Annotated in this window: 25 protein-coding genes; 22 read left to right on the forward strand and 3 right to left on the reverse strand. The window is 38.6% G+C overall.

Going from position 1 to position 26,277, the window contains the following annotated elements; all coding sequences use genetic code 11:
* Positions 1-4: 4 nt before the first annotated feature.
* The 3 genes from PGY05_RS03410 to PGY05_RS03420 all read right to left on the reverse strand — a co-directional run bounded on the left by PGY05_RS03410 (position 5) and on the right by PGY05_RS03420 (position 1,792).
* A complete protein-coding gene (locus PGY05_RS03410) occupies positions 5-160 on the reverse strand; it encodes a hypothetical protein (RefSeq protein ID WP_173685247.1) in 156 nt (51 codons plus the stop codon).
* Positions 161-173: 13 nt separating this feature from the next.
* Positions 174-767: a helix-turn-helix domain-containing protein gene (locus PGY05_RS03415; RefSeq protein ID WP_055260345.1), complete on the reverse strand. Its 594-nt coding sequence runs from the start codon at positions 765-767 to the stop codon at positions 174-176.
* 170 nt (positions 768-937) lie between these two features.
* Complete coding sequence (locus tag PGY05_RS03420; RefSeq protein WP_270475361.1) at positions 938-1,792, reverse strand: M55 family metallopeptidase; 855 nt, start codon at positions 1,790-1,792, stop codon at positions 938-940.
* Positions 1,793-2,030: 238 nt separating this feature from the next.
* Between PGY05_RS03420 and PGY05_RS16770 the strand changes: the two genes are divergently transcribed.
* From PGY05_RS16770 to PGY05_RS03530, 22 genes are all read left to right on the forward strand, one after another.
* Complete coding sequence (locus tag PGY05_RS16770; protein WP_442872492.1) at positions 2,031-2,117, forward strand: hypothetical protein; 87 nt, start codon at positions 2,031-2,033, stop codon at positions 2,115-2,117.
* Between the two features lie 184 nt (positions 2,118-2,301).
* Positions 2,302-3,579 (forward strand): L-cysteine desulfidase family protein, encoded by a 1,278-nt coding sequence (locus PGY05_RS03430; RefSeq protein ID WP_173685248.1) that lies wholly within the window; start codon positions 2,302-2,304, stop codon positions 3,577-3,579.
* Positions 3,580-3,846: 267 nt separating this feature from the next.
* Positions 3,847-5,754, forward strand: a complete 1,908-nt coding sequence (locus tag PGY05_RS03435) for a PfkB family carbohydrate kinase (RefSeq protein ID WP_055260342.1) — start codon at positions 3,847-3,849, stop codon at positions 5,752-5,754.
* A complete protein-coding gene (gene rbsK, locus PGY05_RS03440; RefSeq protein WP_173685249.1) occupies positions 5,754-6,677 on the forward strand; it encodes a ribokinase in 924 nt (307 codons plus the stop codon). Before PGY05_RS03435 ends, rbsK begins: the two co-directional genes overlap by 1 nt.
* A 1-nt stretch (position 6,678) precedes the next feature.
* Entirely contained in the window at positions 6,679-7,644 is a 966-nt protein-coding gene (locus tag PGY05_RS03445) for a nucleoside hydrolase (RefSeq protein ID WP_055260340.1), read from the forward strand.
* Positions 7,645-7,655: 11 nt separating this feature from the next.
* Positions 7,656-8,252, forward strand: a complete 597-nt coding sequence (locus PGY05_RS03450; protein WP_055260339.1) for an ECF transporter S component — start codon at positions 7,656-7,658, stop codon at positions 8,250-8,252.
* A 24-nt stretch (positions 8,253-8,276) separates the two neighbouring features.
* On the forward strand, positions 8,277-9,032 hold the full coding sequence (locus tag PGY05_RS03455; protein WP_055260338.1) for an energy-coupling factor transporter transmembrane component T: 756 nt from the start codon (positions 8,277-8,279) through the stop codon (positions 9,030-9,032).
* Complete coding sequence (locus PGY05_RS03460; RefSeq protein WP_173685250.1) at positions 9,020-9,871, forward strand: energy-coupling factor ABC transporter ATP-binding protein; 852 nt, start codon at positions 9,020-9,022, stop codon at positions 9,869-9,871. The genes PGY05_RS03455 and PGY05_RS03460 overlap by 13 nt, the downstream gene beginning before the upstream one ends.
* A 4-nt stretch (positions 9,872-9,875) precedes the next feature.
* The gene (locus PGY05_RS03465; RefSeq protein WP_173685251.1) at positions 9,876-10,673 is read left to right on the forward strand and encodes an energy-coupling factor ABC transporter ATP-binding protein; all 798 of its coding nucleotides are present in this window, start codon (positions 9,876-9,878) and stop codon (positions 10,671-10,673) included.
* Positions 10,674-10,947: 274 nt separating this feature from the next.
* Positions 10,948-11,277 carry a divalent cation tolerance protein CutA gene (cutA, locus tag PGY05_RS03470; RefSeq protein WP_173685252.1) on the forward strand — a complete coding sequence of 110 codons (330 nt, stop codon included), beginning with the start codon at positions 10,948-10,950 and terminating at the stop codon, positions 11,275-11,277.
* Positions 11,278-11,818: 541 nt separating this feature from the next.
* A complete protein-coding gene (locus tag PGY05_RS03475) occupies positions 11,819-12,388 on the forward strand; it encodes a glycerol-3-phosphate responsive antiterminator (RefSeq protein ID WP_173685253.1) in 570 nt (189 codons plus the stop codon).
* 132 nt (positions 12,389-12,520) lie between these two features.
* Entirely contained in the window at positions 12,521-14,017 is a 1,497-nt protein-coding gene (glpK, locus tag PGY05_RS03480) for a glycerol kinase GlpK (RefSeq protein WP_008373317.1), read from the forward strand.
* A 60-nt stretch (positions 14,018-14,077) separates the two neighbouring features.
* Positions 14,078-14,791, forward strand: a complete 714-nt coding sequence (locus tag PGY05_RS03485; protein WP_022220047.1) for an MIP/aquaporin family protein — start codon at positions 14,078-14,080, stop codon at positions 14,789-14,791.
* 145 nt (positions 14,792-14,936) lie between these two features.
* On the forward strand, positions 14,937-16,373 hold the full coding sequence (locus PGY05_RS03490) for an NAD(P)/FAD-dependent oxidoreductase (protein ID WP_270475362.1): 1,437 nt from the start codon (positions 14,937-14,939) through the stop codon (positions 16,371-16,373).
* 17 nt (positions 16,374-16,390) lie between these two features.
* Complete coding sequence (locus tag PGY05_RS03495) at positions 16,391-17,659, forward strand: NAD(P)/FAD-dependent oxidoreductase (RefSeq protein WP_008373326.1); 1,269 nt, start codon at positions 16,391-16,393, stop codon at positions 17,657-17,659.
* A gap of 3 nt (positions 17,660-17,662) precedes the next feature.
* Positions 17,663-18,022, forward strand: coding sequence for a DUF1667 domain-containing protein (locus PGY05_RS03500; protein WP_008373328.1), 360 nt, complete (start codon positions 17,663-17,665; stop codon positions 18,020-18,022).
* Positions 18,023-18,307: 285 nt separating this feature from the next.
* Positions 18,308-19,834, forward strand: a complete 1,527-nt coding sequence (arfA, locus tag PGY05_RS03505) for an arabinosylfuranosidase ArfA (protein ID WP_055247446.1) — start codon at positions 18,308-18,310, stop codon at positions 19,832-19,834.
* 34 nt (positions 19,835-19,868) lie between these two features.
* Positions 19,869-21,362 (forward strand): sugar ABC transporter ATP-binding protein, encoded by a 1,494-nt coding sequence (locus tag PGY05_RS03510; protein ID WP_055247449.1) that lies wholly within the window; start codon positions 19,869-19,871, stop codon positions 21,360-21,362.
* Between the two features lie 11 nt (positions 21,363-21,373).
* Positions 21,374-22,315, forward strand: coding sequence for an ABC transporter permease (locus PGY05_RS03515; RefSeq protein WP_055247451.1), 942 nt, complete (start codon positions 21,374-21,376; stop codon positions 22,313-22,315).
* A 35-nt stretch (positions 22,316-22,350) separates the two neighbouring features.
* Positions 22,351-23,541: a sugar ABC transporter substrate-binding protein gene (locus PGY05_RS03520; RefSeq protein ID WP_055247453.1), complete on the forward strand. Its 1,191-nt coding sequence runs from the start codon at positions 22,351-22,353 to the stop codon at positions 23,539-23,541.
* A gap of 35 nt (positions 23,542-23,576) precedes the next feature.
* Positions 23,577-24,563 (forward strand): ABC transporter permease, encoded by a 987-nt coding sequence (locus tag PGY05_RS03525; RefSeq protein ID WP_055247455.1) that lies wholly within the window; start codon positions 23,577-23,579, stop codon positions 24,561-24,563.
* A 116-nt stretch (positions 24,564-24,679) separates the two neighbouring features.
* Complete coding sequence (locus tag PGY05_RS03530; RefSeq protein ID WP_055260329.1) at positions 24,680-26,272, forward strand: response regulator transcription factor; 1,593 nt, start codon at positions 24,680-24,682, stop codon at positions 26,270-26,272.
* Positions 26,273-26,277: the final 5 nt, after the last annotated feature.

Here is a 26,277-nt window from a genome sequence, read left to right on the forward strand (position 1 = left end):
TTTTTTAGGATTTTTTCGAATGCATAAAGCCAGTTTTGCCTGCAAGCAGAGAAATCCGTTCATCTGAATAATTATGTTCTTTCATATCCAGCACTCCATTTTTGCAGCGTACAGCGACATCAGTTAGCAAATCAAAATATGCATCAATAATATATTTCATAATCGTGTTTTCCTTAATAAACTAATTGTGAAAAGTAAACTATTATAGTCGCTTCTTCATTTGATGTATTCAGGTAGTTATGTAAACAATTTTTAGGGATATAGAAACTGTCGCCCTCGTAGATCATATAAGTGCTGTTATCGATGCGGAGTTCTAATTCCCCTTTGAGGAGCAGGAGACTTTCGTCGTAATTACCATGTGAAATCATTTTCTCAGTCACCCAGGTGTTAGGCTTTAATCTCACAATGAGTCCGGTCATTTGTGCTTCTTGTGCGTTTGGAAGTTTAGAAGGTGTAAAAATAGAGTAGGAAACATCGATTTCCGGGATTTTCATTGGAATTCGGTTCTCTTTTCTCATCAAATAAGATTCCTTTGATTTCTTTCCTTCTTCAGATGACTTGGCAGAGAGTTCGGAGTCATCCATGATCAACCATACTTCTGAACAATTTAAGCAGGCTGCAATTTTTCTAAGTGCTACGAGTGAAGGAGATTTTAAATCTCTTTCAATTTGTGATATATGACCTATTGTGTATCCGGTAGCTTCAGCTACCTCTTTGAGCGTGAGCCCTCTTCTCTTTCGCATTTCGCGAATTCGGCTTCCATACATGGTTCCGCTCCTCCTTTCGCAATTCAAGTATAAAAACTAGCGGTTTTTGATTGCTTTTTCAGAGAAAAATTGATTGAATAACGTCCGTTTTCATCACAATCTAATTGATGATCAATGATAACACGTCCATTTTCTTTGATCGAAGAGTAGAATGGATGATAGGCAGGTGTTTAGTTAGATGTTCCTGCAAGACCGGTAATTGCAGAGATACCACATTCTAATTCATGCATATCATCGCATATGATTTCTACTTCTGTACCGCTTAAGCGTTTCATGCGAGGAATTTGTGCAACAGTGTCTGCCATTGCTGTTGATTTAAATTCAAATCCCAGCTTGATCGGAGTCGCAACTTCGTATAAAGGAATTTTGCTTAAATCGGAATCAAGAACTTCTTTTACTGCAGAAATCGTATTTTCCCTGAGAACTTTTTGTGGTGGGAATTTTGCAGCATAGCGTGACAAAGCTTCTTTTGTTGTTACGAATTTTACCCATGGCATCATTTTTTTCTCTATAAGCTGTTTGCGAAGGCCGGAATCACCGATGATAAGACCGACCGGAACCTTATAAGAAGCAGCAAGTGCTGCGTTCGTTGTACTTTCGTTCATATAGGCTCCGTTGATCTTAAGGCTGGAAACAACTCTTCCGTAGAAGCTGTGATCCATATTGGCGAAATCTTCTCCCGGACCGGCATGATATCCGGCAAGGAATACAACATCGTAGGTTTCATCCAGGCAAGACATCATGTACTGTCTTCTTGGAGAACCGCTTACTAAGCTGATACGTTCATCCATCTGGCAAAGTTCATCATAAGAAAGGTTCGTTCCGCTTCCGTGAGAATCAGAAATGGTGATTTCCCCGATTTCATCATTTCTGGAGGAAGCATGAATTCCTTCGATGATCCAGCGTACCTGATTGTGTAAAGCGCGGCGGAAGGAAGGAACCTCATCACGTTCCTGAGATGGAGAAGTGATACCTGCCATTCCTTCCATGTCTACAGAAATGTAGATTTTTAGTGCTTTTTTCATAAGAAAATCCTCCTTTATGTAACTTATTTGTTTTCTTATAGAAAAACAAAACATACAGTTGTTGAAATATTATAAAGTAATAAAGTGAACATGTCAATATTTTGACATAATATACAAAATAAATTATGCTGACAGTAATAATTGTACTGTGAGTAAAAAAACACAGAGAAAATCTTTTTCGTAAAACGAAACTCAAAAAAAGGATGTAAAGGAGGAAGGAAAAACATATACATTCCATTTGAGAAAAGATGCAAAATGGTCAGACGGAAGTCCGGTGACAGCAAAAGATTTCGAATATTCCAAGAGAAGGACCGGTTGGATGTAAATTTGCATCCAGATGTCCATATGCTACCAAACGCTGTCATGAAGAAGGACCAATCTTCAGAAATGTTGGAAATGAACATTATGTAGCCTGTCATCTGGTAGAATAATGCATTTAACTTTGCTACAATGGAAGTAGCATTGAAGCAGTCAATAATCTGAATATCTGATTAGAGGAGAAAAAGAAAATGCATGAATTAACACAATTAATCAAAGATGATATGCGTCCGGCTCTTGGGGTAACCGAGCCGGGAGCGATCGCATATGCGGTTTCAAAAGCAAAATCCTACGTTCCGGGAGAACTGGAACAGGTTACGCTTTTGCTGAACAGCGGTATGTATAAAAATGCATATACATGTGGTATCCCGAACAGCCATTTTTACGGGAACGAATACGCAGCAGCTCTTGGAGTCGTAGCAGGGAAACCGGAGAAAGAGCTGGAGAGTCTTGCTGATGTAACAGAAGCTGACAATATGGCAGCAGAGCAGTTGGTAAAAGACGGAAAAATTACTGTAAAAATGAGTAAGATCACAAGCCGTATTTTTATAGAAGCCTGTGTAAAGACAACAGGCGGAGAGGCTATGGTTCAGATTCGCGATGCACATACAAATATTGTTCGTATTGAGGCAAATGGAGAGGTGCTTCTTGAGAAGGAAGAAGCTTCTGTGGAAGGTGGACACGAAGAAAAACCATTGATCCACAATTATACATTAAAACAGATTTACGAATACGCAAAAGAAGTTCCGGCAGAGGAAATTGAATTTATCAAGGCTGCCTATGAGATGAACTATGCTCTTTTTGAAGAAGGAATCCAGAACCCGAGAACAACCTATGCACGGTATCTGCTTGAGAAAAATGGCGGAAAGATTATTTCGGATGATGAGTTAAAGACTGCATCTTTACTTTGCAATGCAGCAATTGAGGCCCGTGTGATCGGACTTGACAAACCGGCCATGAGCATTACCGGTTCAGGAGCACATGGAATTATTGCAACCATGCCTCTTTACGGTGTTTGCAAGATCCGTGGATTAAGCGATGCAACCTTATATCGTGCCACCGCATTAAGCTATCTTATTTGCATGTATATCAAAGAGTATTCCGGTAAGCTTTCTGCTTTCTGTGGCTGCGGCATTGCTGCCGGTACAGGAATGGCCTGTGCGTTGGTTTTCCTTCATGGAGGTGATGAGCATGCCATGGCGAGAACGATCAACAACATGTCAAGCAGTATTACCGGTATGATCTGTCATGGCGGAAATAAGGGCTGTACGATGAAAGGAGTCGTGGCGGTAAATGCCGCATTTCAGTCGGCGGATTTTGCAATGCATGAAATCTTTATTGATGATATTCATGGAATCAATGGGTTTACACCGGAAGATACCATGCGTCATATGGGAGAGATCGCATCACCGGGAATGATCGGAACGGAGAAGACGATCGTAGATATTTTACAGGAAAAAGGGGAATAGAAACTATATATAGGGTGATATTTGAATAATGTAAAAGCCTTTAAATTGATTGAAAAAGATCAGTTTGAAGGCTTTTGTTTTCTTTGAAGAACATCATGAAGAACTATCCTACTGTGCAAAACATTGTTTAGTAAAACTGTAAATTGTGCAACGTGTCGGAAAAAAGTTTCGTTTACATGATGTATTGCAAAGAAATGCACAAAATGATAAGCTTGAAACATACAAAACGAGTTTACTAAAGACTTTAGATAAAGCCAGGTGAGAAAAATGAATATACGAGATATTGCCAATTTGGCAGGTGTGTCAGCTTCGACGGTATCGAAGGTAATGAATGGGAAAGATAAGGATATTAGTGAAGAAACAAGAAAAAAGGTTTTGGAGGTAATAGAACGAGAACATTATGTTCCATATTTTAAATTTCTTGATAAAGCCGGTATGAAAAATCGACTTGTTGGTTTGATTTTGCAAAAGAATAATCAGGAAAAAGAAAGATACATAGCAGTTGCTGAAAGAATAGCACGTGAAAATAATTATGGTCTTGTTATTGGATATTCGGAAGATGAGAATGATACAAAAATATTGTGTCAGGACATGATTTTGAAAAAGGTATCAGGAATTTTAACAGAAGATTTTGTAAACATAGCGGATAAGAGAGAAAAGGGGGTTATCGTTAATTACAATGATACCAGTGGATTAAATGAACTGAATGAAACGATTTTTTATTATAAAATATCTGAAGCAGTAGAACTGGCAGTAGAAAATTTTGTTCAAGAAGGACATCAGAAAATAGCTTGTATTGTGAATAAGAGCCAGATTGGACTTTTAAAAGATTATAAATTGGCAATGCAAAATAAGAATATGCAAATAAACCCAGCATGGATGTATATTTATGAAGAAATAGAAGAGTTTGGGATATCACAGTTTATTGGAGAAAGCGAAACAGCTATTATTTGCGGTACTCCTGAAATAGCATGTCGTGTAGCAGGAATTTTAGAAAAAAGAAAAACAAATATTCCAGAGGAGCTATCAATTATCGCTATAGGCGAAGGAAAAGAACTACAGTATGTTAGTGGAGGGATTACAGCTATAGATTTCCCAATTGAAGAGATGGTTAGTGAGGGAACAAAGTGTTTATTCGAAATGGATAAAACAGGACAAAAAACGGATACGGTTAGAATGTGTTCACCTCAAATCATACATCGTAATAGTGTTGCACCACCGTTGAGAGAGAAACAAGGAGAGAAGATTATCGTAGTAGGAAGTATGAACATAGATGTTACGATAGAAGCTGATAAAATTCCAGGAGAAGGGGAAAATCAGATGGCAAGTAAAGTGTATGTTTTCCCTGGTGGCAAAGGTGCAAATCAAGCTGTGGGTGTTGGTAAATTAGGTGGTCAGGTGTATATGATCGGTTGCTTGGGAAATGATATAGATGGGAAAAGAATATACACAAATTTGATTGAAAATCATGTTCATATGGAGGGGGTACGATTTGATTCGGTTTTGCCAAGTGGAAAAGCCTATATCCATGTGGATAAAAGAGGAGAAAGTGCTATTACGGTTTATGCCGGTGCGAATACAAATTTAAGTATTAAACATCTAAAAAAATATGAATATATATTTGAAAAAGCAAAATATTGCCTGATATCTACAGAAATACCGGAATCTATTATAGAATATACGGTCGGATATTGCGAAGAAAATGAAATAAAAATCATACTTAAACCAACTTCAAAGGTAAAGGATGAAATTTTAAATAAAATTGATTATTTTGTACCTAATAAAAAAGAATTATTTACTTTAGTTCCAGAAGGTACAACGATTGAAGAAAAGGCTGAAATATTAAGAAATAAAGGGATACAAAACGTAATTGTTACATTGGGAGAAGAAGGGTGTTATTTAAAGAATGATGAGTATTCACTCTTTTTTGAAGGAACAGGATTTGAGGCCGTAGATACAACGGGAGGGGCTGATTCATTTATTAGTGCACTTGCAGTTTATTTAAGTGAAGGTCATAAATTAATAGAATCTATTGATTTTGCAATTTATGCATCAGGAATCAGCGTTACACGTTATGGTGTACAGCCGGCTTTGCCAGATAGAAAGTCGGTAGATATATATGAAGGAGAAATTCATAAAAAGTATAACGATAGAAGGAGGATGAAAAAAGAGTAATGAAACGAATATTGGTAGTTGGAAGTTTAAACATGGATATTGTTATAGAAACTCCGTGTATGCCGAAAGCTGGTGAAACTATTGCAGGAAAAAGTATTGCCCAGATACCAGGTGGAAAAGGTGCCAATCAAGCATTTGCAGCAGGTAAATTGGGCGGAAACATTGCCATGATGGGAGCCGTCGGTAATGATGAAAAAGGTGAAAAACTTCTTGAAAGCTTAAAAGGTGTTGGAGTAGATATTTCCAGAATAGAAGTAATGAATGATATTCCAACAGGACAAGCTTTTATTACAGTAGATGACCAGGGAGAAAATGCAATTATAATTATTGCCGGTGCTAATGGTAAAATTACAAAAGAGCTGATTGACAGTAATCTGGCTTTGATTAAACAAAGTGATATTATAATTATGCAATTAGAAATTCCATTAGAGATAGTTGGATATGTGAAAAAAATAGTGGAAGAGGATGGAAAAATTGTAATTTTAGATCCGGCACCAGCGATAAAAGATATTCCTGAAAATATACTGAAAGGTATTGACTATATTAAGCCTAATGAAACTGAGTTACAGATATTGACAGGAATGGAAGTGAAGAACAGAAAAGATATAACTGAAGCAGCAAAGATATTAATAAAGAAAGGAGTAAAAAATGTAATCGTTACTATGGGTGGAGATGGCTGTTTGTATATCAATAAAGATATAGAAGAATTTTTTCCGGCATATCCGGTAAAAGCCATAGATACAACGGCAGCAGGTGATTGCTTTACAGCAGCATTTGCGCTGGCTTTAAGTCAAAACAAAAATTGGAAAGAAGCAATTGAATTTGGACAAAAAGCTTCTTCCATAGCAGTAACAAGAAAAGGTGCACAAACATCAATTCCGACTCGTGAAGAGGTAGACGAAATGAAAGGAGGAAAAATGTAAGGTGGAAAAGGAAAAAATTATTATTGATTGTGATCCAGGCTCAGATGACGCACTGGCTATTATACTGGCGTTATACTCAGGAAAATTAGATTTAAAAGCAGTATGCAGCGTTACCGGAAATGGAGCATTGGATACAACGACAAGGAATGGATTGAATATTCTATCTTTGTGTGGCAGAGAGGATATTCCGTTATATCGGGGATCTGCGGTTGCATTAGACCAGAAGCAGCCGGAAACAGTGAGTGCATTTGGAGATGATGGTTTAGGCGGTTTTGCCCATACTATCGCTTCGAATAAAAAAGAAGAGGATCAGAATGCAGTTGATTTTCTTGTGGAATATGTAAATGGGCATCCGAAAGAGATTACACTTTTTGCCATAGGACCATGTACCAATATCGCACATGCAATTCGTAAGTCGCCTGATTTTGCCGGAAATCTAAAACGATTAATTATTATGGGTGGGGCAAAATATACAGGAAATATGAGTCCTGTGGCAGAGTATAATTTCTGGGCAGACCCAATGGCAGCACATGAAGTCCTGATGTCTGGTATTCAGGATGTGACAATGATTGGACTTGATGTTACAAATAAAATTGCTTTAGATGGCAGTATGCGAGAAATATTAAGAATGTTAAATACTAAATTGTCAACATTTGTATATAATATTACGCAAGAAGGAATGGATGAAAACTGGAGATCAAGAAGAAAAGCAGTTTCACCGATGCATGATGTATTAACGGTGGCATATTTCTTGGACAATTCTATTGTAAAGCTAAAACCGGCATATATTGATGTGGTGACAGAAGGAATTGCCAGAGGTCAGTCGATTGTAGATATTGGTGGACACTGGAACGAAAACAAATGCAATGCAAAATATGCATATGATGTTGATGTAGTTAAGTTTTATAAGTTATTTTATAAGGAAATATTTAACGAAGATATTACAGATTTAGTTGAGGGAAAATAGGAGGAATAAAAATGAAGAAAAAGAATGAAACATTTTCAATGATGGTAATTTTATTAATTCCGGTAGCGATTGCAATTAATATTGTCGGAGGGCAGATGACCTCGATATTAAAAATACCGGTAGATTTGGATATGATAGGTGTTATTTTAGTCGGTGCATTAGCTGGACCACTTCCGGCAGCTGTTACGGGTGTATTAACAAACTTAATTAACGGTATTTTTGATCCAACATGGATTCCATATGCTTTCTGTGCATTCTTTATTGGAATTTCATCAGGATTGTTATCAAAATATAATATGATGACAAAGGTTTGGAAATTAGTTATTTCAGGAATTATCATTGCATTAGTAGGAACTATTACAGCAACACCGATCACTGTATTTTTCTTTGGAGGAGCAACTGGTGGTGGTGCTTCCATGTTAGCAGCAGGATTAATGGCAACCGGAAAACAGATTTTAGAGTCAGTTTTATCAGTTTATATTGTAACAGAAAGTGTTGGTAAATTAATTTCAGTCTTTATTGCATATTTTATCATTAAAGCAATACCGGAAAGATCTCTCGTTAAATACAAATATGGAGAAAAATTCATTAAAACAAAGAGTAACTAGTACATATTTTAAGGAGAATGAATAATGAAGCAAGAGAATAAAATTGTCGGGCTCTACCCGTTAACAAAATTTTATTTAGCAATAGTTCTGGTTGTTTTAGATATCATTATGCCGGGGATTTTAAGTAAGTTGGTTGTGTTTGTAATTATTAATATCATAGCTGCACTAAGTGATGTCTGGAAGAGCTTCATCCGTAAAGTGAGAAATTCAGTCGGTGTTCTATTTGTGATATTGTTGTTTATACAGACATTTTTTTACCCAAGAGGGGAAGTAATATTTTCTTTTTGGATATTTAATGCAAAGTTAGAAGGAATTCTATTTGCTTTAAAACTTGGAATCACATTAATGGGAGTAGGCGGTAGCTTGATCTGGTTCTTTTCGGTTACACAGGAAAAGGATTTTGTATTAGCTTTGGAAAAGAGCGGAATGAGCGCAAAAGCTTCTTATGTGGTTCTATCAACACTTCAAATGGTTCCTGTTTTAAAGAAAAAATCACAGACAATTATGAATGCACAAAAAGCAAGAGGAGTAGAAACGGAAGGAAATCTTTTAGTAAGAGCAAAGGTTTTTGTGCCGACGATTATTCCACTTGTATTAAGCTCGATAGCCGGAACAGAAGAAAGAGCATTGACATTAGAGGCAAGAGGATTTTCATCTGGGATAAAGCCAACACATTTATATGATATAGAAAAAACAGAAGCAGATAAAAAAGCAGTTGTAATAATTACTTTATTAGGAGTTTTAGGTATTGCAGGGAGGGTTGCTTTATGGCTTATATAGATATACAGAATGTTACATATACATATCCTTTGACTAAAACCCCGAGTATTGCTGATGTAAATTTATCTTTTGAAAGAGGAAAATTTTATGCGATATTAGGTGCAAATGGTAGTGGAAAAACAACATTGTGTAATATTATAAGAGGTTTTATTCCTAATTTTTTCCAAGGAGAAATGAAAGGAAAGGTTATTATTGACGGAAAGAATCTCGAAGAATATGAGATGGGAGAAATAGCATCTAAGATAGGATATGTATTTCAAAATCCGTTTAACCAGATTACAGGAGCCAGGGATACTGTCTATGGAGAAATTGCATATGGATTAGAAAATTTTGGAGTGCCTGTAGCGGAGATAAAGACGCGTGTAGAGAAAATCATGGAAATTACCAATACAACGTACTTGCAGGAAAAAAATCCATTTGAATTATCTGGTGGGCAGCAGCAGAGAGTTGCGCTGGCATCCGTACTGGTTTTGGAACCGGATATTTTAGTAATAGATGAACCGACATCTCAGTTGGATCCACAGGAGACGGAGCGTGTTTTTGAAATCATCAAAACAATGAAACAAATGGGGAAGACAATTATTCTGGTCGAACATAAAATGGAATTAGTGGCTGAATATTGTGATGAAGTAGTGGTTTTGCATCAGGGAAAAGTAATTCGTCATGGTGATAAACATGACGTTTTATCCGAGATTGAATTGGAAAAATTTGGAGTTATGCTTCCGTTAACAGTTTATCTCGCGAATGAATTGAAAAAACATGGGGTAAGAATGAAAGATAACATTATTACTTCAGACGAAATGGCTGATCAGCTTCAAAAAATAGGAAAGAAGGAGTAGAAACATGGGGATTATTGAATTCAAAGATGTGAGTTTTCAGTATCCGAATGGTTTTTCCGCTGTTGAAAACGTAAGTTTTGAAATTAATGAAGGAGAAGCAATCGCTATTATAGGTCAGAACGGTGCTGGAAAGACAACAACTGTAAAAATGATAAATGGATTATTAAAGCCAACTCATGGAACGGTTTTGATTGATGGAATGGATACAAAAGATTATACAACAGCACAACTGTCAAAAATCGCAGGATATGTATTCCAAAATCCGGATGATCAGATTTTTCATAATAATGTCGAAGATGAAATTAGATTTGGACCTAAAAAACAAGGATTATCAGAAGAAGAAATTGTGAAGAAAACGGAATGGGCAGCTAAGTTATGTGGATTATCAGAACAAATGCAGGAAAATCCGTATAATCTTCCACTTTCAATTCGTAAATTTGTTTCTATTGCATCTGTATTGGCAATGGACGATAAAATATTGATTTTAGATGAACCAACTGCCGGACAAGATTTAATTGGAATTAATAGATTGGAAAATATTCTTACAGAGCTGAAAAAAGAGAATAAAACAGTGGTTACTATAACACATGATATGGAGTTCGCAGTAAATAATTTTAAAAAAATATTTGTAATGTCACATAAAAACCTGCTAAGAGTAGGAAATGCAAAAGAAATCTTTTCAGATGATGAATTATTAAAAGACAGTATGTTGAAAAAGACTTACATCGGGGATTTGTGTGATAGATTAAACTTAAATGAGACCGCAGTTACAATTGAGGAATTCTTAAAATATTTTGTTTAGAAGTAGATGAATTTTTTTGGATTCAAGAAACTTAGTAGGGGTTAGCCGAAATGGCTGCCCCTTTTTAAATAATTAAAAAAATTAGTAAAAATTGATTAACGAGTTGAAAATTTCTATAGAATTTGCATGAAAAAGAATTGTAGTATATTATGAAAATGATGATGTTGGGGTCAAGAGGTCAAAAATCCTCTTGCAAGCAAGCTTGCATCGGCTTTCTGACCTTTTACCCCTGGTATCATCATAAAAATGCATAGTAAGAAGAAAGGAACACACCATGGATTTCAAATACTGCAAATTAGAAATTTTCATCCCGGAAACACATCTTCCGGCCCTCCAGAAAACCCTCCGGGAAGTAGATGCCGGACATATCGGGAACTACGATTCCTGTATGTCATCAAGTGAAGTGACCGGATACTGGCGTCCGCTTGAAGGCTGCAATCCTTATATTGGAAATGAAGGAGAGATCAGCAAAGAACCGGAAATAAAAGTTGAAGTCACTGTATTTACAGAAGCAGTTGACAGGACAATTGAAGCAATCAAGAAAGTTCATCCGTACGAAGAACCGGTGATCAATGCGATCCCGATCCTGAGAACTTCATTTTGATGTAAAAAAAGAAGCTTAATAGTCAGAACAGAAATGGTAAAAAGTGAGCGTTCAGATTAAAGAAAATTGATTCTAAAATTTGTTAATAAAGTAACGGAAAAGTTGCATAAAGAAAAACATCTTTTTTCAAATAACAAGCCTGATTATTGGCAAAAAAATTGTAGAAACTGTACAAAAAGTATATTTTTGAAAAAATTATTTGCATATAATTGTGCAATGTGATATAGTGAAGTCAAGTTGAAAAAGCAATTGAAGAGAGATGCCGTGACAGGAGAGCGAATGTTATATCAGCCATGAGGCTGTTACAAGAGGCGCTCTTTTTTTGTGTATACGATGAGCCAAGTGTAGATTTGTGCTTGCACAAGGATCTACATTTGGCGAATGTACATCATCGAGCTGCTAAGTGAGATGCTGTACGGAGTATACAGATCGAGCAGGAGTCAGCCTGCTCGATTATACGATGAGCCAAGTGCAGAGGCTGTACAAAGTATACAGAGTGGGCAGGAGCATCCTACTCGATCATAGTATGAGGGGTGAAAAAATGAGCAGTTTTTTTCATGAAGCAGTAGAAGAAAATCCGATCATTGCAGCAGTAAAGAACATGGATGATTTAAAAATCTGCTGTTCTTTGGAAGATATCCGGGTTGTGTTTATTTTATTTGGAGATGTCTGTTCGATCCGTGAGATCGTCCAACAGATAAAAGATTCCGGGAAGGTTGCGATGGTTCATGTAGACCTGATAAACGGTCTTAGCAGTAAGGAAATTGTCGTAGATTTTATCCGGAAAAATACAGAAGCAGATGGAATAATTTCCACAAAAGCCGCATTGATTAAAAGGGGGAAGGAACTTAAGCTGTTCACAGTCCTAAGGTATTTTCTTCTGGATTCGATGGCATATGAGAATATCAGGCAGCAACAACACGCCGTGAAGCCCGATTATATCGAAGTACTTCCGGGTGTGATGCCGAAGGTGATCGGAAAAGTCTGTAAAATGTCAAAGACACCGATCATTGCAGGTGGTCTGATCTCGGACAAAGAATCTGTGATGGCGGCACTTTCAGCTGGAGCGATCGCAGTTTCATCTACGAATCATGAAGTCTGGAAAATGTAAAACAAAAGTAACAGAAGATATTTAAACAAAGTACAGGTATTTGAGGATGAGTAAGTAGCGAAGCGGCATAGAACATCCGCTTTACTATAAAACATGCAAAGCAGCGATTTTTATTAAAGGAGGAAAAAGAGTATGGCTAAGTATGTAATGGCACTGGACGCAGGAACAACAAGTAACAGATGTATCCTGTTCAATGAAAAAGGAGAAATGTGCAGCGTTGCACAGAGGGAATTCACACAGTATTTCCCGAAACCGGGCTGGGTTGAACATGATGCAGATGAGATCTGGGCAAGTATGCTTGGTGTAGCCGTTGAAGCAATGAACATGATTGGGGCAGAAGCAGAGGACATTGCAGCAATCGGTATTACAAACCAGAGAGAGACAACCATCGTCTGGGACAAAGAGACAGGAGAGCCGATCCATCATGCAATCGTATGGCAGTGCCGCAGAACTTCTGAGTATTGTGACAGTCTGAAGGAAAAAGGACTTACCGATAAATTCAGAGAAAAAACAGGACTTGTTATCGACGCGTATTTTTCAGGGACAAAGGTAAAATGGCTTCTTGATAATGTGCCGGGAGCAAGAGAGAGAGCAGAAAAGGGAGAATTATTATTCGGTACAGTTGAGACATGGCTGATCTGGAAACTGACAAAAGGTGCAGTTCATGTAACTGATTATTCAAATGCTTCCCGTACGATGCTGTTCAATATCAATACGCTTGAATGGGATGATGAGATTCTTGCAGAGCTGAACATTCCGAAATGCATGCTTCCAGAACCAAAACCGTCAAGCTGTGTATATGGAGAAGCAGATCCTTCTTACCTCGGTGGACCGATTCCGATCGCAGGAGCAGCAGGAGACCAGCAGTCCGCACTGTTTGGACAGACATGCTTCAATGCAGGCGAAGCAAAGAATACATATGGAACCGGATGTTTCATGCTGATGAATACCGGTGAGAAACCGATCTTCTCAAAGAACGGACTGGTAACAACCATCGCATGGGGACTGGATGGAAAAGTAAATTATGCACTGGAAGGTTCAATTTTCGTGGCAGGAGCTGCAATTCAGTGGCTGAGAGATGAACTTCGTATTATTGATTCCGCACCGGATTCAGAATACATGGCTAAGAAAGTAAAAGATACAAACGGATGCTATGTAGTACCTGCATTTACCGGACTTGGAGCACCGCACTGGGATCAGTATGCAAGAGGAACGATCGTAGGAATTACACGTGGCGTTAATAAATATCACATTATCCGCGCAACTCTGGAATCCCTTGCTTATCAGGTAAATGATGTTCTGGAAGCAATGAAAGCTGACTCTGGAATTGAACTTGCAGCACTTAAGGTTGACGGTGGAGCAAGTGCAAATGATTTCCTGATGCAGACACAGTCTGACATCATCAATGCACCGGTTAACCGTCCGCAGTGTGTAGAGACAACCGCAATGGGAGCTGCTTATCTTGCAGGTCTTGCAGTTGGATACTGGGCAAGTAAAGAGGATGTTATTAAGAACTGGGCAATTGATAAGACATTCGAGCCAAAGATTGCAGATGAAGAAAGAGAAAAACGGATCAAAGGCTGGAATAAGGCTGTCAAATATGCTTACGGATGGGCAAAAGAAGATTAGATTTTGACAGTAAAAAGGAAATGAAAACGGAACATTGAATAGGGAAAAGGGGGACTTATTATGTTACCTTATATAGCAGAGTTTCTTGGAACAATGATACTTATTATTCTTGGAGATGGAGTAGTAGCAAATGTGAACCTTAACAAATCCGGTATGAAAGGTGCCGGTGCGGTTCAGATTACATTTGCCTGGGGTCTTGCAGTTCTGCTTCCGGCATTTATTTTCGGAGAGGCTTCAGGAGCTTCCTTTAATCCGGCACTTACAATCGCGCTTGCAGTGGACGGAAGTTTTGCATGGTCGATGGTTCCTGGATATATCATCGCCCAGATCGCAGGAGCATTCGTAGGCGGCTGTATCGTTTATTTACTTTTCAAAGGACAGTTTGACGCCACAGAAGATCCGGGAACAAAGCTTGGTGTATTCTGTACAGGACCTTCGATTGCAAACACAGGACTGAATATTTTCAGTGAGGCAGTTGGAACATTTATCCTTGTATTTGCGATCAAGGGAATTGGAAACGTGACAGGACTTTCCACAGGCGTTGACAAATTATTTGTATTCGGAATTATCGTATCAGTAGGTATGTCACTTGGCGGACTGACCGGTTATGCGATCAACCCGGCAAGAGATCTTGGACCAAGACTTGCACACGCAGTACTTCCAATTAAAGGAAAAGGTGATTCAAACTTCGGATACGGTCTGGTTGTACCGATCATCGGACCAATCATCGGAGCAATCGCAGCAGTATTACTGTATGGGGCAATTCCGTGGTAAAAGTTCAGAATTGAAAATGGTAATGGCATGAGATGAGAGAGCCTGACAGGATAACCGCATAAAGGAAATGCGTTTACTTGGCAGGCTCTTTTTCATAATCAGGAAGTTCAGGAAGAAAAAACAGTTATTAAGGAGTGATCTGGGAATGTATGATGTAATAATTATCGGAGCTGGAGTATCCGGTGCGGCAACAGCAAGAGAGCTGTCACGTTATAAAGTGAAGGCATGTGTAATCGAGAAAGAAGAGGATGTATGCTGTGGTACTTCCAAGGCAAACAGTGCAATTGTCCATGCCGGTTATGATGCGGCAGAAGGATCGCTGATGGCAAAACTGAATGTCAGGGGAAATCAGATGATGGAACAGCTTTCAAAGGATCTGGATTTCCCATTTAAGAAAAATGGCTCTCTGGTTGTATGTCTGCATGAGGAGGATATGCCGAATCTTCAGGCACTGTATGACCGAGGTGTTGCAAATGGTGTTAAGGAGTTAAGAATTCTTAACTGTAAGGAATTGAAAGAAATGGAACCGAATATTTCTGATCAGGCGTATGCCGCACTTTATGCACCGACAGCCGGAATTGTATGTCCGTTTAATCTGAACATTGCAATGGCTGAGAATGCAAATGTAAATGGTGTGGAGTTCAAATTTGATACGGAAGTTACGGATCTTAAACCAATAGATGAGGGATGGGAAATCCATACAAATAACGGAGTTTTTCAGACAAGGTACGTGGTAAATGCAGCCGGAGTCTATGCAGACAAGTTTCATAATATGGTAAGTGAGAAGAAGATCCATATTACCCCTAGAAGAGGAGATTACTGCCTGCTTGATAAGAGTGCGGGAAGTCATGTGAGCAAGACGATTTTTGCACTTCCGGGAAAATATGGAAAAGGTATTCTGGTTGCACCGACGGTTCACGGTAATCTGATCCTTGGACCAACGGCGATCGATATCGAAGATAAAGAAGGGACCAATACAACAAGAGAAGGTCTGGACCAGGTGATCGAAAGAGCAGAGATGAATGTGAAAAATATTCCGCTCCGTCAGGTGATTACTTCATTTGCCGGACTTCGTGCACATGAGGACGGACATGAGTTCCTGATCGGGGAAGTGGAGGATGCAAAAGGATTTATCGACTGTGCAGGCATTGAATCACCGGGACTTACCAGTGCACCGGCAATCGGAGAAATGGTGGCACAGATCCTGAAAGAGAAAATGAATCTGGAAGAAAAAGAAGATTTTATCGCAACAAGAAAGGGTGTTCTAGATCCGAATGCACTCAGCAAGGAAGAAAGAATGGAACTGATCAAAGAGAAACCGGAATATGGAAATATTATCTGCCGTTGTGAAATGGTTACAGAGGGTGAGATCATGGATGCAATCAACAGACCGCTCGGTGCCAAATCTCTGGATGGGGTAAAACGCAGAACAAGAGCCGGAATGGGACGATGTCAGGCTGGATTCTGTTCACCGAGAACGATGGAAATCCTGGCGAGAGAACGCCATGTGAGTATGTTCGAGATCACAAAATCCGGTGGAGATTCTAAAATTGTCACAGGTACTAATAAGGATTCGTTATAAGAGGGAGGCATTGCATCATGAGAGCTTATGATATTGTTATCATTGGAGGAGGACCGGCAGGACTTGCGGCTGCAATTTCGGCGAAGAAAAGCGGAGTGGACAGTGTCCTGATCCTGGAAAGAGACAAAGAACTTGGCGGAATCCTGAATCAGTGTATCCACAACGGATTCGGACTCCATACATTTAAGGAAGAACTGACCGGACCGGAATATGCAGGACGTTTTATTGATCAGGCGAAAGAACTGAATATTGAATACAAGCTGAATACAATGGTTATGGATATCAGCCCACAGAAGGTTGTCACCGCAATGAACCGGGAGGAAGGTCTTTTCGAGATTCAGGCGAAGGCAGTTGTCCTGGCAATGGGATGCCGTGAACGTTCCAGAGGTGCACTTAATATTCCGGGTTATCGTCCGGCGGGTATTTTCTCGGCAGGTACGGCACAGAGACTGGTCAATATCGAAGGCTATATGCCGGGGCGGGAGGTCGTGATCCTTGGTTCCGGCGACATCGGACTGATCATGGCGAGACGAATGACATTTGAAGGCGCAAAGGTTAAGGTTGTTGCAGAGCTGATGCCGTATTCCGGAGGGCTTAAGAGAAATATTGTACAATGTCTGGATGATTATGATATTCCGCTGAAGCTGAGCCATACCGTTGTGGACATCAAAGGGAAAGAGCGGCTGGAAGGCATTACACTGGCACAGGTGGACAGTCACGGAAAACCAATTCCGGGAACTGAAGAAGAATACAGCTGTGATACGCTTCTTCTTTCCGTAGGATTGATCCCGGAAAATGAAATTTCAAGAGGCATGGGCGTGGATATGAACCCTGTCACATCAGGACCAAAGGTAAATGAGAGCCTGGAAACAAACATCGAAGGTGTATTTGCCTGCGGAAATGTCCTGCATGTGCATGACCTGGTTGACTTTGTATCGGAAGAAGCCGGAACTGCAGGAAGAAATGCTGCGGAATACGTCAAACTGGGAGAAGAGCGCAGACAGGACGGAAAAGAGATTCGGATGAATCCGATTGAAGGTGTCCGCTATACTGTACCCGGAACAATTAACGTAGACCGGATGGATGAAAATCTGACTGTGCGTTTCCGTGTGGGCGGTGTCTACAAGAACTGTTATATCAGTGCATATTTTGATGATGAGAGAGTGATCCACAGAAAACGTCCGGTTGTTGCACCAGGTGAGATGGAAGAGATTAAGCTGACAAAAGAGCAGCTTCTGAAATACCCGGATCTGCAGACCATCACAGTAAAGATTGAGGAGGCGTAGACGATGGAAGAGAGAAAATTGACATGTATAGGCTGTCCGATGGGCTGCCCTCTTACAGTTGTAATGAATGGGAAAGAAGTAGTGGGTGTAACCGGAAATACCTGCAAGCGCGGTGATGTATACGCAAGAAAAGAAGTGACGAATCCGACGAGAATCGTAACTTCGACCGTGCGGGTGTCCGGCGGAAGCATCGATATGGTATCGGTGAAGACGAAAGAAGATATCCCGAAGGGCAAGATCTTTGAATGTGTGAAGGCGCTCAAAGGAATTGAAGTTCCGGCTCCGGTTCATATTGGGGATGTGATTCTTGAAAATGTGGCGGACACGGGCGTGGATATTGTTGCGACGAAGAATGTTGAATAAAAGGAAAAGAAGGAGAAGTCCTGTATGGTGACGGAAAGGGTTGCCATATGGGACTTTTTTAATGTGAAAGACTGTGACTTTTGTTTGAAATTATGCAGAATACTTAACAAACTTAAAAAAATTACACATTTTTTGGAAGAAATTTATAAAACCAAAAAATTTTATACATTCACATAAAAAATGAATATAGTGAAAAAACAGGCGCCATTCTAAAATATTCACATAACAAAGAATCGTTTGAAATGAACGACAGGAGAATATGAAAGTTTAAGGGAGGAACGAGAAATGAAAAAAGCAAAATGCTTTAGTGACATCCATTACGACATTGGAAAAATTGATGACAAAATGTACTCGTCTTTTACAGAACATCTGGGACGAAGCATTTATACAGGAATCTACGAGCCGGGGCATCCAAATGCAGATGAAGACGGATATCGTAAAGATGTCATGGAATTAGTAAAAGAATTAGGCGTTCCGGTAATTCGTTATCCAGGTGGAAACTTTGTATCATGCTATGACTGGCATGATGGAATTGGACCAAAAGAAAAAAGACCAAAACGTATGGATTATGCATGGTCAAGTATTGAAACAAACCAGTTCGGTATTGATGAATTTTGCCAGTGGGCAGAAAAAGTTGGTATTGAACCGATGATCGCAGTCAACCTTGGAACAGGAAGTATTAAAGATGCCGGCGATCTGGTTGAATATTGCAATCATCCGGGTGGAACCTATTGGAGTGATTTGAGAGCCCAGAACGGACATCCAGAACCATATAATATCAAATATTGGTGCCTTGGGAATGAGATGGAAGGAAGCTGGCAGGCAGGACATTTGTCAGCAGAAGATTATACAAAGAAAGCACTTGAAGCAGCAAAGATCATGAGATGGGTTGATCCTTCTATTAAACTGGTTGCCTGCGGAAGCAGTTATGAAATGTTACCAACCTATATGGAATGGGACAGAACAATGCTGACAGATCTTTATAATCAGGTTGATTATTTATCAACTCATAACTATACAATGAACTCAGGACAGGGAACAACAAATTATCTTGCTTCCTATAAACAGCTGGATTCTCATATCAAAAACAGCGCAAAAGTTATTGAGTATGTAAAGGCTAAAAATCATTTTGATAAAGATTTAAAGATTTGTCTGGATGAATGGAATGTGTGGAATTTCCAGGACATCAAACTGGATTCTCTGGATGATTTAATGGGACTTACAACGTTCGAGATGACATCAGCTGGAAAATGGGAAATCGCACCACCGATTCTGCAGGAAAAATACAGTCTGCTGGACGCAGTTGTTGTTGGAGGACTTGGGATTTCATTGTTGAACAATGCAGATACAGTTGAAATTGCATGCCTGGCACAGCTTATCAATGTGATTGCTCCGATTACAACAATTCCGGGAGGCGGAATTTTCAAACAGGCGATTTATCATCCGTTCCATATGCTCAGCAAATATGGACATGGAACTGTTAAGAAAGCCATTGTGGATGCACCGAAATATCAGTGCGATTTAGGTGAATTAAATGTTGTTGAACCAGCAGTTATCTATAATGAGGAAAATGATGAAGTAAGAATCTTCGTTCTGAACTGCGATCAGGAAGAGGACGTTGAATTTGAAGTTGATTTACAGGGATATGGAGATAAGAAAGTAAAGAAACATCTGGTACTTGCCGGAAATGACTATTCTGTAATGAACACAATTGAACATCCGGATGCAGTTGAAATGGAAGAGAAAGAGGTAACAGCTGCAAATTCTGTAGTATTACCAAAAATGTCATGGAATGTAATTGTTTTAGGATAATAAAACAAGAAGGAAAGAGGGAGGTGGCAACGAAATGAGCGTGATTTTGGAAGCAAAACATATTTCAAAAAACTTTGGACTTACTCAGGCATTGAAAGACGTTTCTGTAACCATTGATGAAGGAGAAGTTATTGGTCTGATCGGAGAAAATGGTTCCGGAAAGTCAACTCTTTCCTCTATTATTTCCGGAGTTTATCCGCAATCTGAAGGAGAGCTTACTCTGGACGGAAAACCATATAAACCAGCAGACACACTGGATGCACAGAATCATGGAATCAGTATGATTGCCCAGGAAATGGGAACACTTCCGGGAATTAAAGTAGCAGATAATCTTTTTATCGGAAAAGAGCAGTTGTTTACAAAACATGGTGTTGTTGACAGAAAAAAGATGTATCAGGAAGCAAGAAAGGCACTTGAAAAAATCGGAATTGACAATATTCATCCGGAAGATCCGATCATAAAATACAGTCTGGAAGAAAGAAAACTGATTGAAGTTGTAAGAGCACTGTATACGAATCCAAGGATTTTCATCGTTGACGAAACAACAACTGCCTTGTCTCAACGAGGAAGGGATATCATTTACCAGGTTATTAAGAACATGAAGAAGGAAAATAAGACAGTACTGTTTATTTCCCATGACCTGGAAGAACTGATGGAGGTTTGTAGCAAGCTGATTGTTTTGCGAGACGGTGTGTTTGTTGCTGAACTTGAAAAATCTGAGTTTGAAGAGGAAAAGATAAAAGAGTTGATGGTAGGACGTAAACTTACCGGAGATTATTATCGAAGTGATTACGATGGAAGCTATGGGAAAGAGGTTGTGCTTTCAGCAGAAAAACTGTATGTAGGAGATAGCCTTAAAGGTGTCTCACTGGAACTTCATAAAGGAGAAATCCTTGGAATAGGTGGGTTAACAGACTGCGGAATGCATGAACTTGGAAAAGCGTTATTTGGAAATGTTAAACCGTTGTATGGTGAAGTAAAACTTGGAAATGGAAAAAAGATTACATCAGAAAAACAGGCAATCAAGAACAAGATTGGATATGTATCCAAGAATCGAGACCAGGAAGCACTGATCTTATCAGCAAGTATCATGGAAAATACCGTTTTACCATCCTTGTCAATGATCGCAAAAGGTGGTGTAATTACCAAAGGTGCTGAAAAGAAATTTACCGATAAACAGGTAAAAGATATGAGCATTAAATGCAGAGAGATTGGACAAAACGTAGGTGATTTAAGTGGTGGTAATAAACAGAAAGTTGTATTTGGAAAATGGCTTGGTAATGAGTCAGAAATTTATATCCTGGACTGCCCGACACGAGGAATTGATATTGGTGTAAAGGCATTTATGTATCAGCTGATGTACCGCCTGAAAAAAGAAGGAAAATCTATTTTGATGATTTCAGAAGAACTTCCGGAACTGATTGGAATGAGTGACCGTATTCTGATTATGAAAGATGGTCAGATACAGGATTCATTTACCAGGTCAGAAGAGTTAAATGAATCTGTATTAATCAAGAAGATGGTTTAGGAGGGATAAAAGTGAAAGAGAAAGCTAAGGCAAAAGAAATTCTTCAGAAAATAATTCCTTTCCTTGGAATCATTTTAATGATTATCATATTTCAGGTCGGAGGAGAAGGGAAACTGCTGACAAAAGGTAATATCAATAGTATTCTGAATCAGACCGTATATATTGCGATTATGGCATTTGGTGCAATTTTCGTATACTCACATGGCGGAATGGATTTGTCATACGGTGGTGTTATCGGTTTCAGCGTTTTAGTTGCGATTTTAGTTGCGAACACAGGAGTACCGGCAGGAGTAGTATTTATTACAAACATTCTTGCAGCACTGGTATGGTTCGTATTGAACGGAGTTGTTTCCGTATATTTGCAGGTTTCGCCATTTATCACATCACTATGCATCATGTATATGTGTCGTGGAATCTTAAATACGGTATGTGCATCACAGAAATATAGTATTCCGGTTGAACTCTTTGAATTTGATAATCAGAAATTTAAGCTGGGAATGCTGTTAGGAGTCTTTATTATCTGCTATATTTTATTCGAAAAAACAGCAATTGGAAAAGATAATAAAGCAATTGGAGGAAATCCAGCCGCTGCAAAGCAGGCAGGCGTAAACGTTAATAGAACCAGAATGATCGCTTACATTATCAGTGGTATCACGGTAGGTATTGCAGGATTTATCCTTATGGCAAGAGCCGGAAGTGTAAGTACTTCAACTGGTCAGGGAATGGAAATGAACGTTGTCACAGCATTGGTACTTGGAGGTGTGCCATTGTCCGGAGGTTCTAAAGTAAAAATGATCGGAGCTGTGGTCGGAAGCTTTTCTGTTATCCTTTTGAGAAATGGATTGATTATCCTGGGTGTTAACGAACGTGTGGTTGAAGGAATTCAGGGACTGGTACTGTTACTGTTAGTATTCCTTACATATGTAAAGAACAAAGATGGTGTACTGGAGTAATAGATGAAACAAGGAGAAAAAGAGGAGGAAAAGAAATGAAAAGAATTAAACGAGCAGTAGCTGTTTTATTAGCAGTTATGATGGTATTCTCTGTAATCGGTTGTGGTGGTTCTTCAGGAAGCAAGAAATCAGACAGCAGTTCAAAAGAGACAAAAGATGCAAAGACAGAGGAAGTCTGGGGAGACAAATCAGGTCAGGATGAAATTTGTGGAGATCCGGATGGTAAATACACAATTGGTGTAGTTATCCATACAACAACAGATTTCCTTTGCGCAAAATACAAAGCATACACAGATTATCTTGGAAAAGCATATGGTGTAAAATTTAACTATTACATTATTGAAAACTTTGCAGATGAAACATATCTTTCTGCAATTGAAAACCTCTGTGCACAGGGTGTTGATGGTATTATCACAACAAACTTCTCAGGAACAGCAGTCCTTCAGGGATTAAAAATTTGTGAAGAAAATGAAGTTTATCTTGGTGTAGGCTGGTCACAGATTGATGAAAGCATCAAAGATCAGGTTTACAAGAGTGATTACTTTGTTGGTGGATCTTATGAAGCAGATTACGATGCAGGATATGAAATCGTAACAAGCCTTATTGATTCAGGATGCAAGAACATTGCAGCAATTGGCTATGAACCTGGAATTACCTGCCATGACAGAAGATGGGAAGGTATGATGAAAGCATTTGAAGATCATCCGGAAGTTAAAAAAGCTGGTGAATACAGAGGCCTTGAATTCACAAAAGCAGTAGAAGATTTCCTTGCAGCAGATGATTCTATCGATGGTATTGCAATTACACTTCTTGGTATTGAATACTGCTCAGAACCAATCAAATCAGCAGGACGTGAAGGTCAGGTTAAGATCGCATTCTGTGACCTTTCAGAAAACTGTCAGGGAAGCCTTGACAATGGTGAAACAGTATGTGCAATCGGTGGACAGTATGCTGATGCAGTATTCCCGTTCGTACTTATCTACAATGCACTGGAAGGAAATGCTCTTGACAAAGTAGAAGTACCGGTTAACTTTATTGTATGTAAATCTGGTCAGGAATTCTCTGATTATATGACATACCTTCATAATGATGGTGTATATGCATGGACAACAGATGAAGTTGATCAGCTGATTAAATCAAAAAATAAAAATGCATCTTCTGATGAGCTGCTTGAAATGGGCAAGAACTACAGTATTGAAGATACAATTGCAAGACATGGAAAATAAATTACTACTTTAACGGATATGGAAAGGGAAGGCGTATGAAAACGAAATCAGATACAGTTAAAAATGTATGCAAAGTCGTTATGCTCCCGGTATTTGTATATCTTCTGTTTTTCATATGCTCCGGCGGAGCATTTGGAAAACCGGCGAGTCTTATTATGAACCTGAAGCAAACGCTGGCCCCTACGCTAATTTCATTCGCAATGTGTTCGAACATGTTGTGTAACAGAATGGATCTTAGTGCAGGTGCGGTTGTAATGCTCTCGGCAATGTTCGGAGCAAAAATGGTATATCTTTACGGAATCGGATTGATACCATTTGCATTGATTGTGGTTGGAGCGGGCATTGTACTTGGAACAATCTCAGGTGTTATGTATATGTTACTGAGAGTTCCGGCAATTGTTACAGCACTTGGTGTTTGCATGGTATATGAGACATTATCCAACCTGGCAAGTATTTCATGGGTAACAGCTATTAACGGAGAAATTACAACACTTGGAAGATTTCCGTATTGTTTGATTATTTTTGCGATCATGTTTGTACTGTTCTACATCATTTTCAACTATACAAAGTTTGGATATAATGTAAGAGCATGTGCAAGTTCACAGAGAATTGCAAAAAATTCAGGTGTCAATACCAAGAAAACAGCATTCCTCTGCTATGTAGTTTCATCATTATTCCTTGGAGTTGCGGCACTTTTGAAGATTTCTATACAGGGATCAATTGATACGCCGATGTACATGTCAAGTACGAATATTATTTTCAACTGCATGCTTGGAATTTATGTGGGACTGGCACTTGAACAGTATTGTAATCTGGTAATCGGAATCTTTATCGGAAACTTTATTTTAAATATGCTGACGACAGGACTTCTCAGCATGGGACTTTCAGCTTCGCTGCAGGATACAGCATCTGGAATCTTCCTTCTGGTTATTATGATCTTTACTTACAACAACCAGAGAGTAATGAACTTTATCAGTGAACGAAAGCTGAAAAAAGAGCTTGTGAGAACAAACGCACAATAAAAAATAATTTAAATGACACCCGGAGTATACGCATCCTGTCAGCTTGCGATACTCCGGGTGTCGCTGTATAATCGGAATAGACAGCATTTGACAGGGCATAATGGGAGGAAGAAAATATGATAAAAGTATTGTTAGTGGATGATGAAAAGCTGGCACTGGAGTATTTGGAGCATATTATTGATTGGGAGTATCATGGATTTGAATTGATCGGGGTAACGACAAATCCAGAACAGGCACTTGCAATTTACAAGACACATAGACCGGATCTGGTGATATCAGATGTAAAGATGCCTGGATTAAATGGATTGGAATTAGGGGATGCAATTCGCGAATATGGTGGAAATACACATATTCTGTTCCTTTCAGCATATAAAAATTTTGATTATGTAAAACAGGCAATCCGGTTAGGAATTGATGATTATATCTTAAAAAGTGATCTGGAGGAAGATGGGTTTTTAAGAAAAATACTAAAATTAAAAGAAGAAATTATAAAAGAAAAAGCAAAAAAGCAGTATACAATTACAGCAATTTTAGAGGAATTATTTAGAAAAAATATTTCAGAAGAGGTATATAAAGATATTCTTGATGAAAATGATTATATAGGTTTGCATAAGAAATATTATTATATTATCGTTTCTCAAAGAAAGGTTCCGAAGATTTTAAAGAAATATATTCCACTTGATAACAATCAGATGACATTGGATAATCGGCTCATAAAAAGAGCGTGCGAAAATGTATCTGAAAATACTGGGATTCATGTAGGGGCCAGGTTTCCGGTAAACGAAGATGAATATCTGATTTTGCTTGAATTCGGAAAAGGAATTGTTTCACAAAAAGAAATAAATGACAGAATTTATGATTTTGCAAGAAAGCTGTATGAATATATTAACAGAGAAGAAAAACTGTATCATGTATATTATTGTTTGCATGGAAGTATGGTAAGGCAGTTCCGATCTAATTTTACAAATTATCAAAGACAACTGGAAAATAATATTTTAAAAAATGAAGTAGAGTTACAGGAGCTGCGTTATGACGGAAAAGAGGAAAATGAGAAGAAACTGTCAGGAATTTCATCAGAAGAAATTTATCAGTCTTTACAACAGGGAAAAACAGAAGAAATTGAAAAAATAGAAAACCGATTGCATGAAACAGAAAAAAAACAGAATGTTACAGAATACTTGGAATATATAGAACATATTTTGGAGGCTCTTAGTTTGTTTGATGGAAAACTGATTGGAGAAACAAGCGGTCAGAGATTTTTGATGACCGAGGGATGCAGTTCTTATGATTTTAGAAAAGTAACAGATCTTCAGGCATATATTGAATACAAGATAGAAGAAATTTGTCGAATGAAAAATGAGAAAGAAAAAATGATTTATTCCGATGTGACAATCAATGCAATGGCTTATATCAATCAGAATTATGGTGATGCAAGTATTACAGCAGCGGAAGTTGCGGAGCATGTTGGTGTGACATCTTCCTGGTTATCAACGAAATTTAAAACAGAAACTGGAATACGGGTAAATGATTTTATCAATAATGTCAGAATAGAAAATGCAAAGAAAATGTTCCAGGATAAAGAATATATGGTTTATGAAGTATCAGAAAAGACAGGTTTTACTTCCAGTCAGTATTTCAGTAAAATTTTCAAAGAATATACAGGACTGACACCGAACCAATATCGCAGGAAATTATTAGCCGGAGAGTAGAAGAG

Source organism: Coprococcus sp. AF51-11b1, from assembly GCF_027682785.1.
Taxonomy (GTDB): domain Bacteria; phylum Bacillota; class Clostridia; order Lachnospirales; family Lachnospiraceae; genus Allocoprococcus; species Allocoprococcus comes.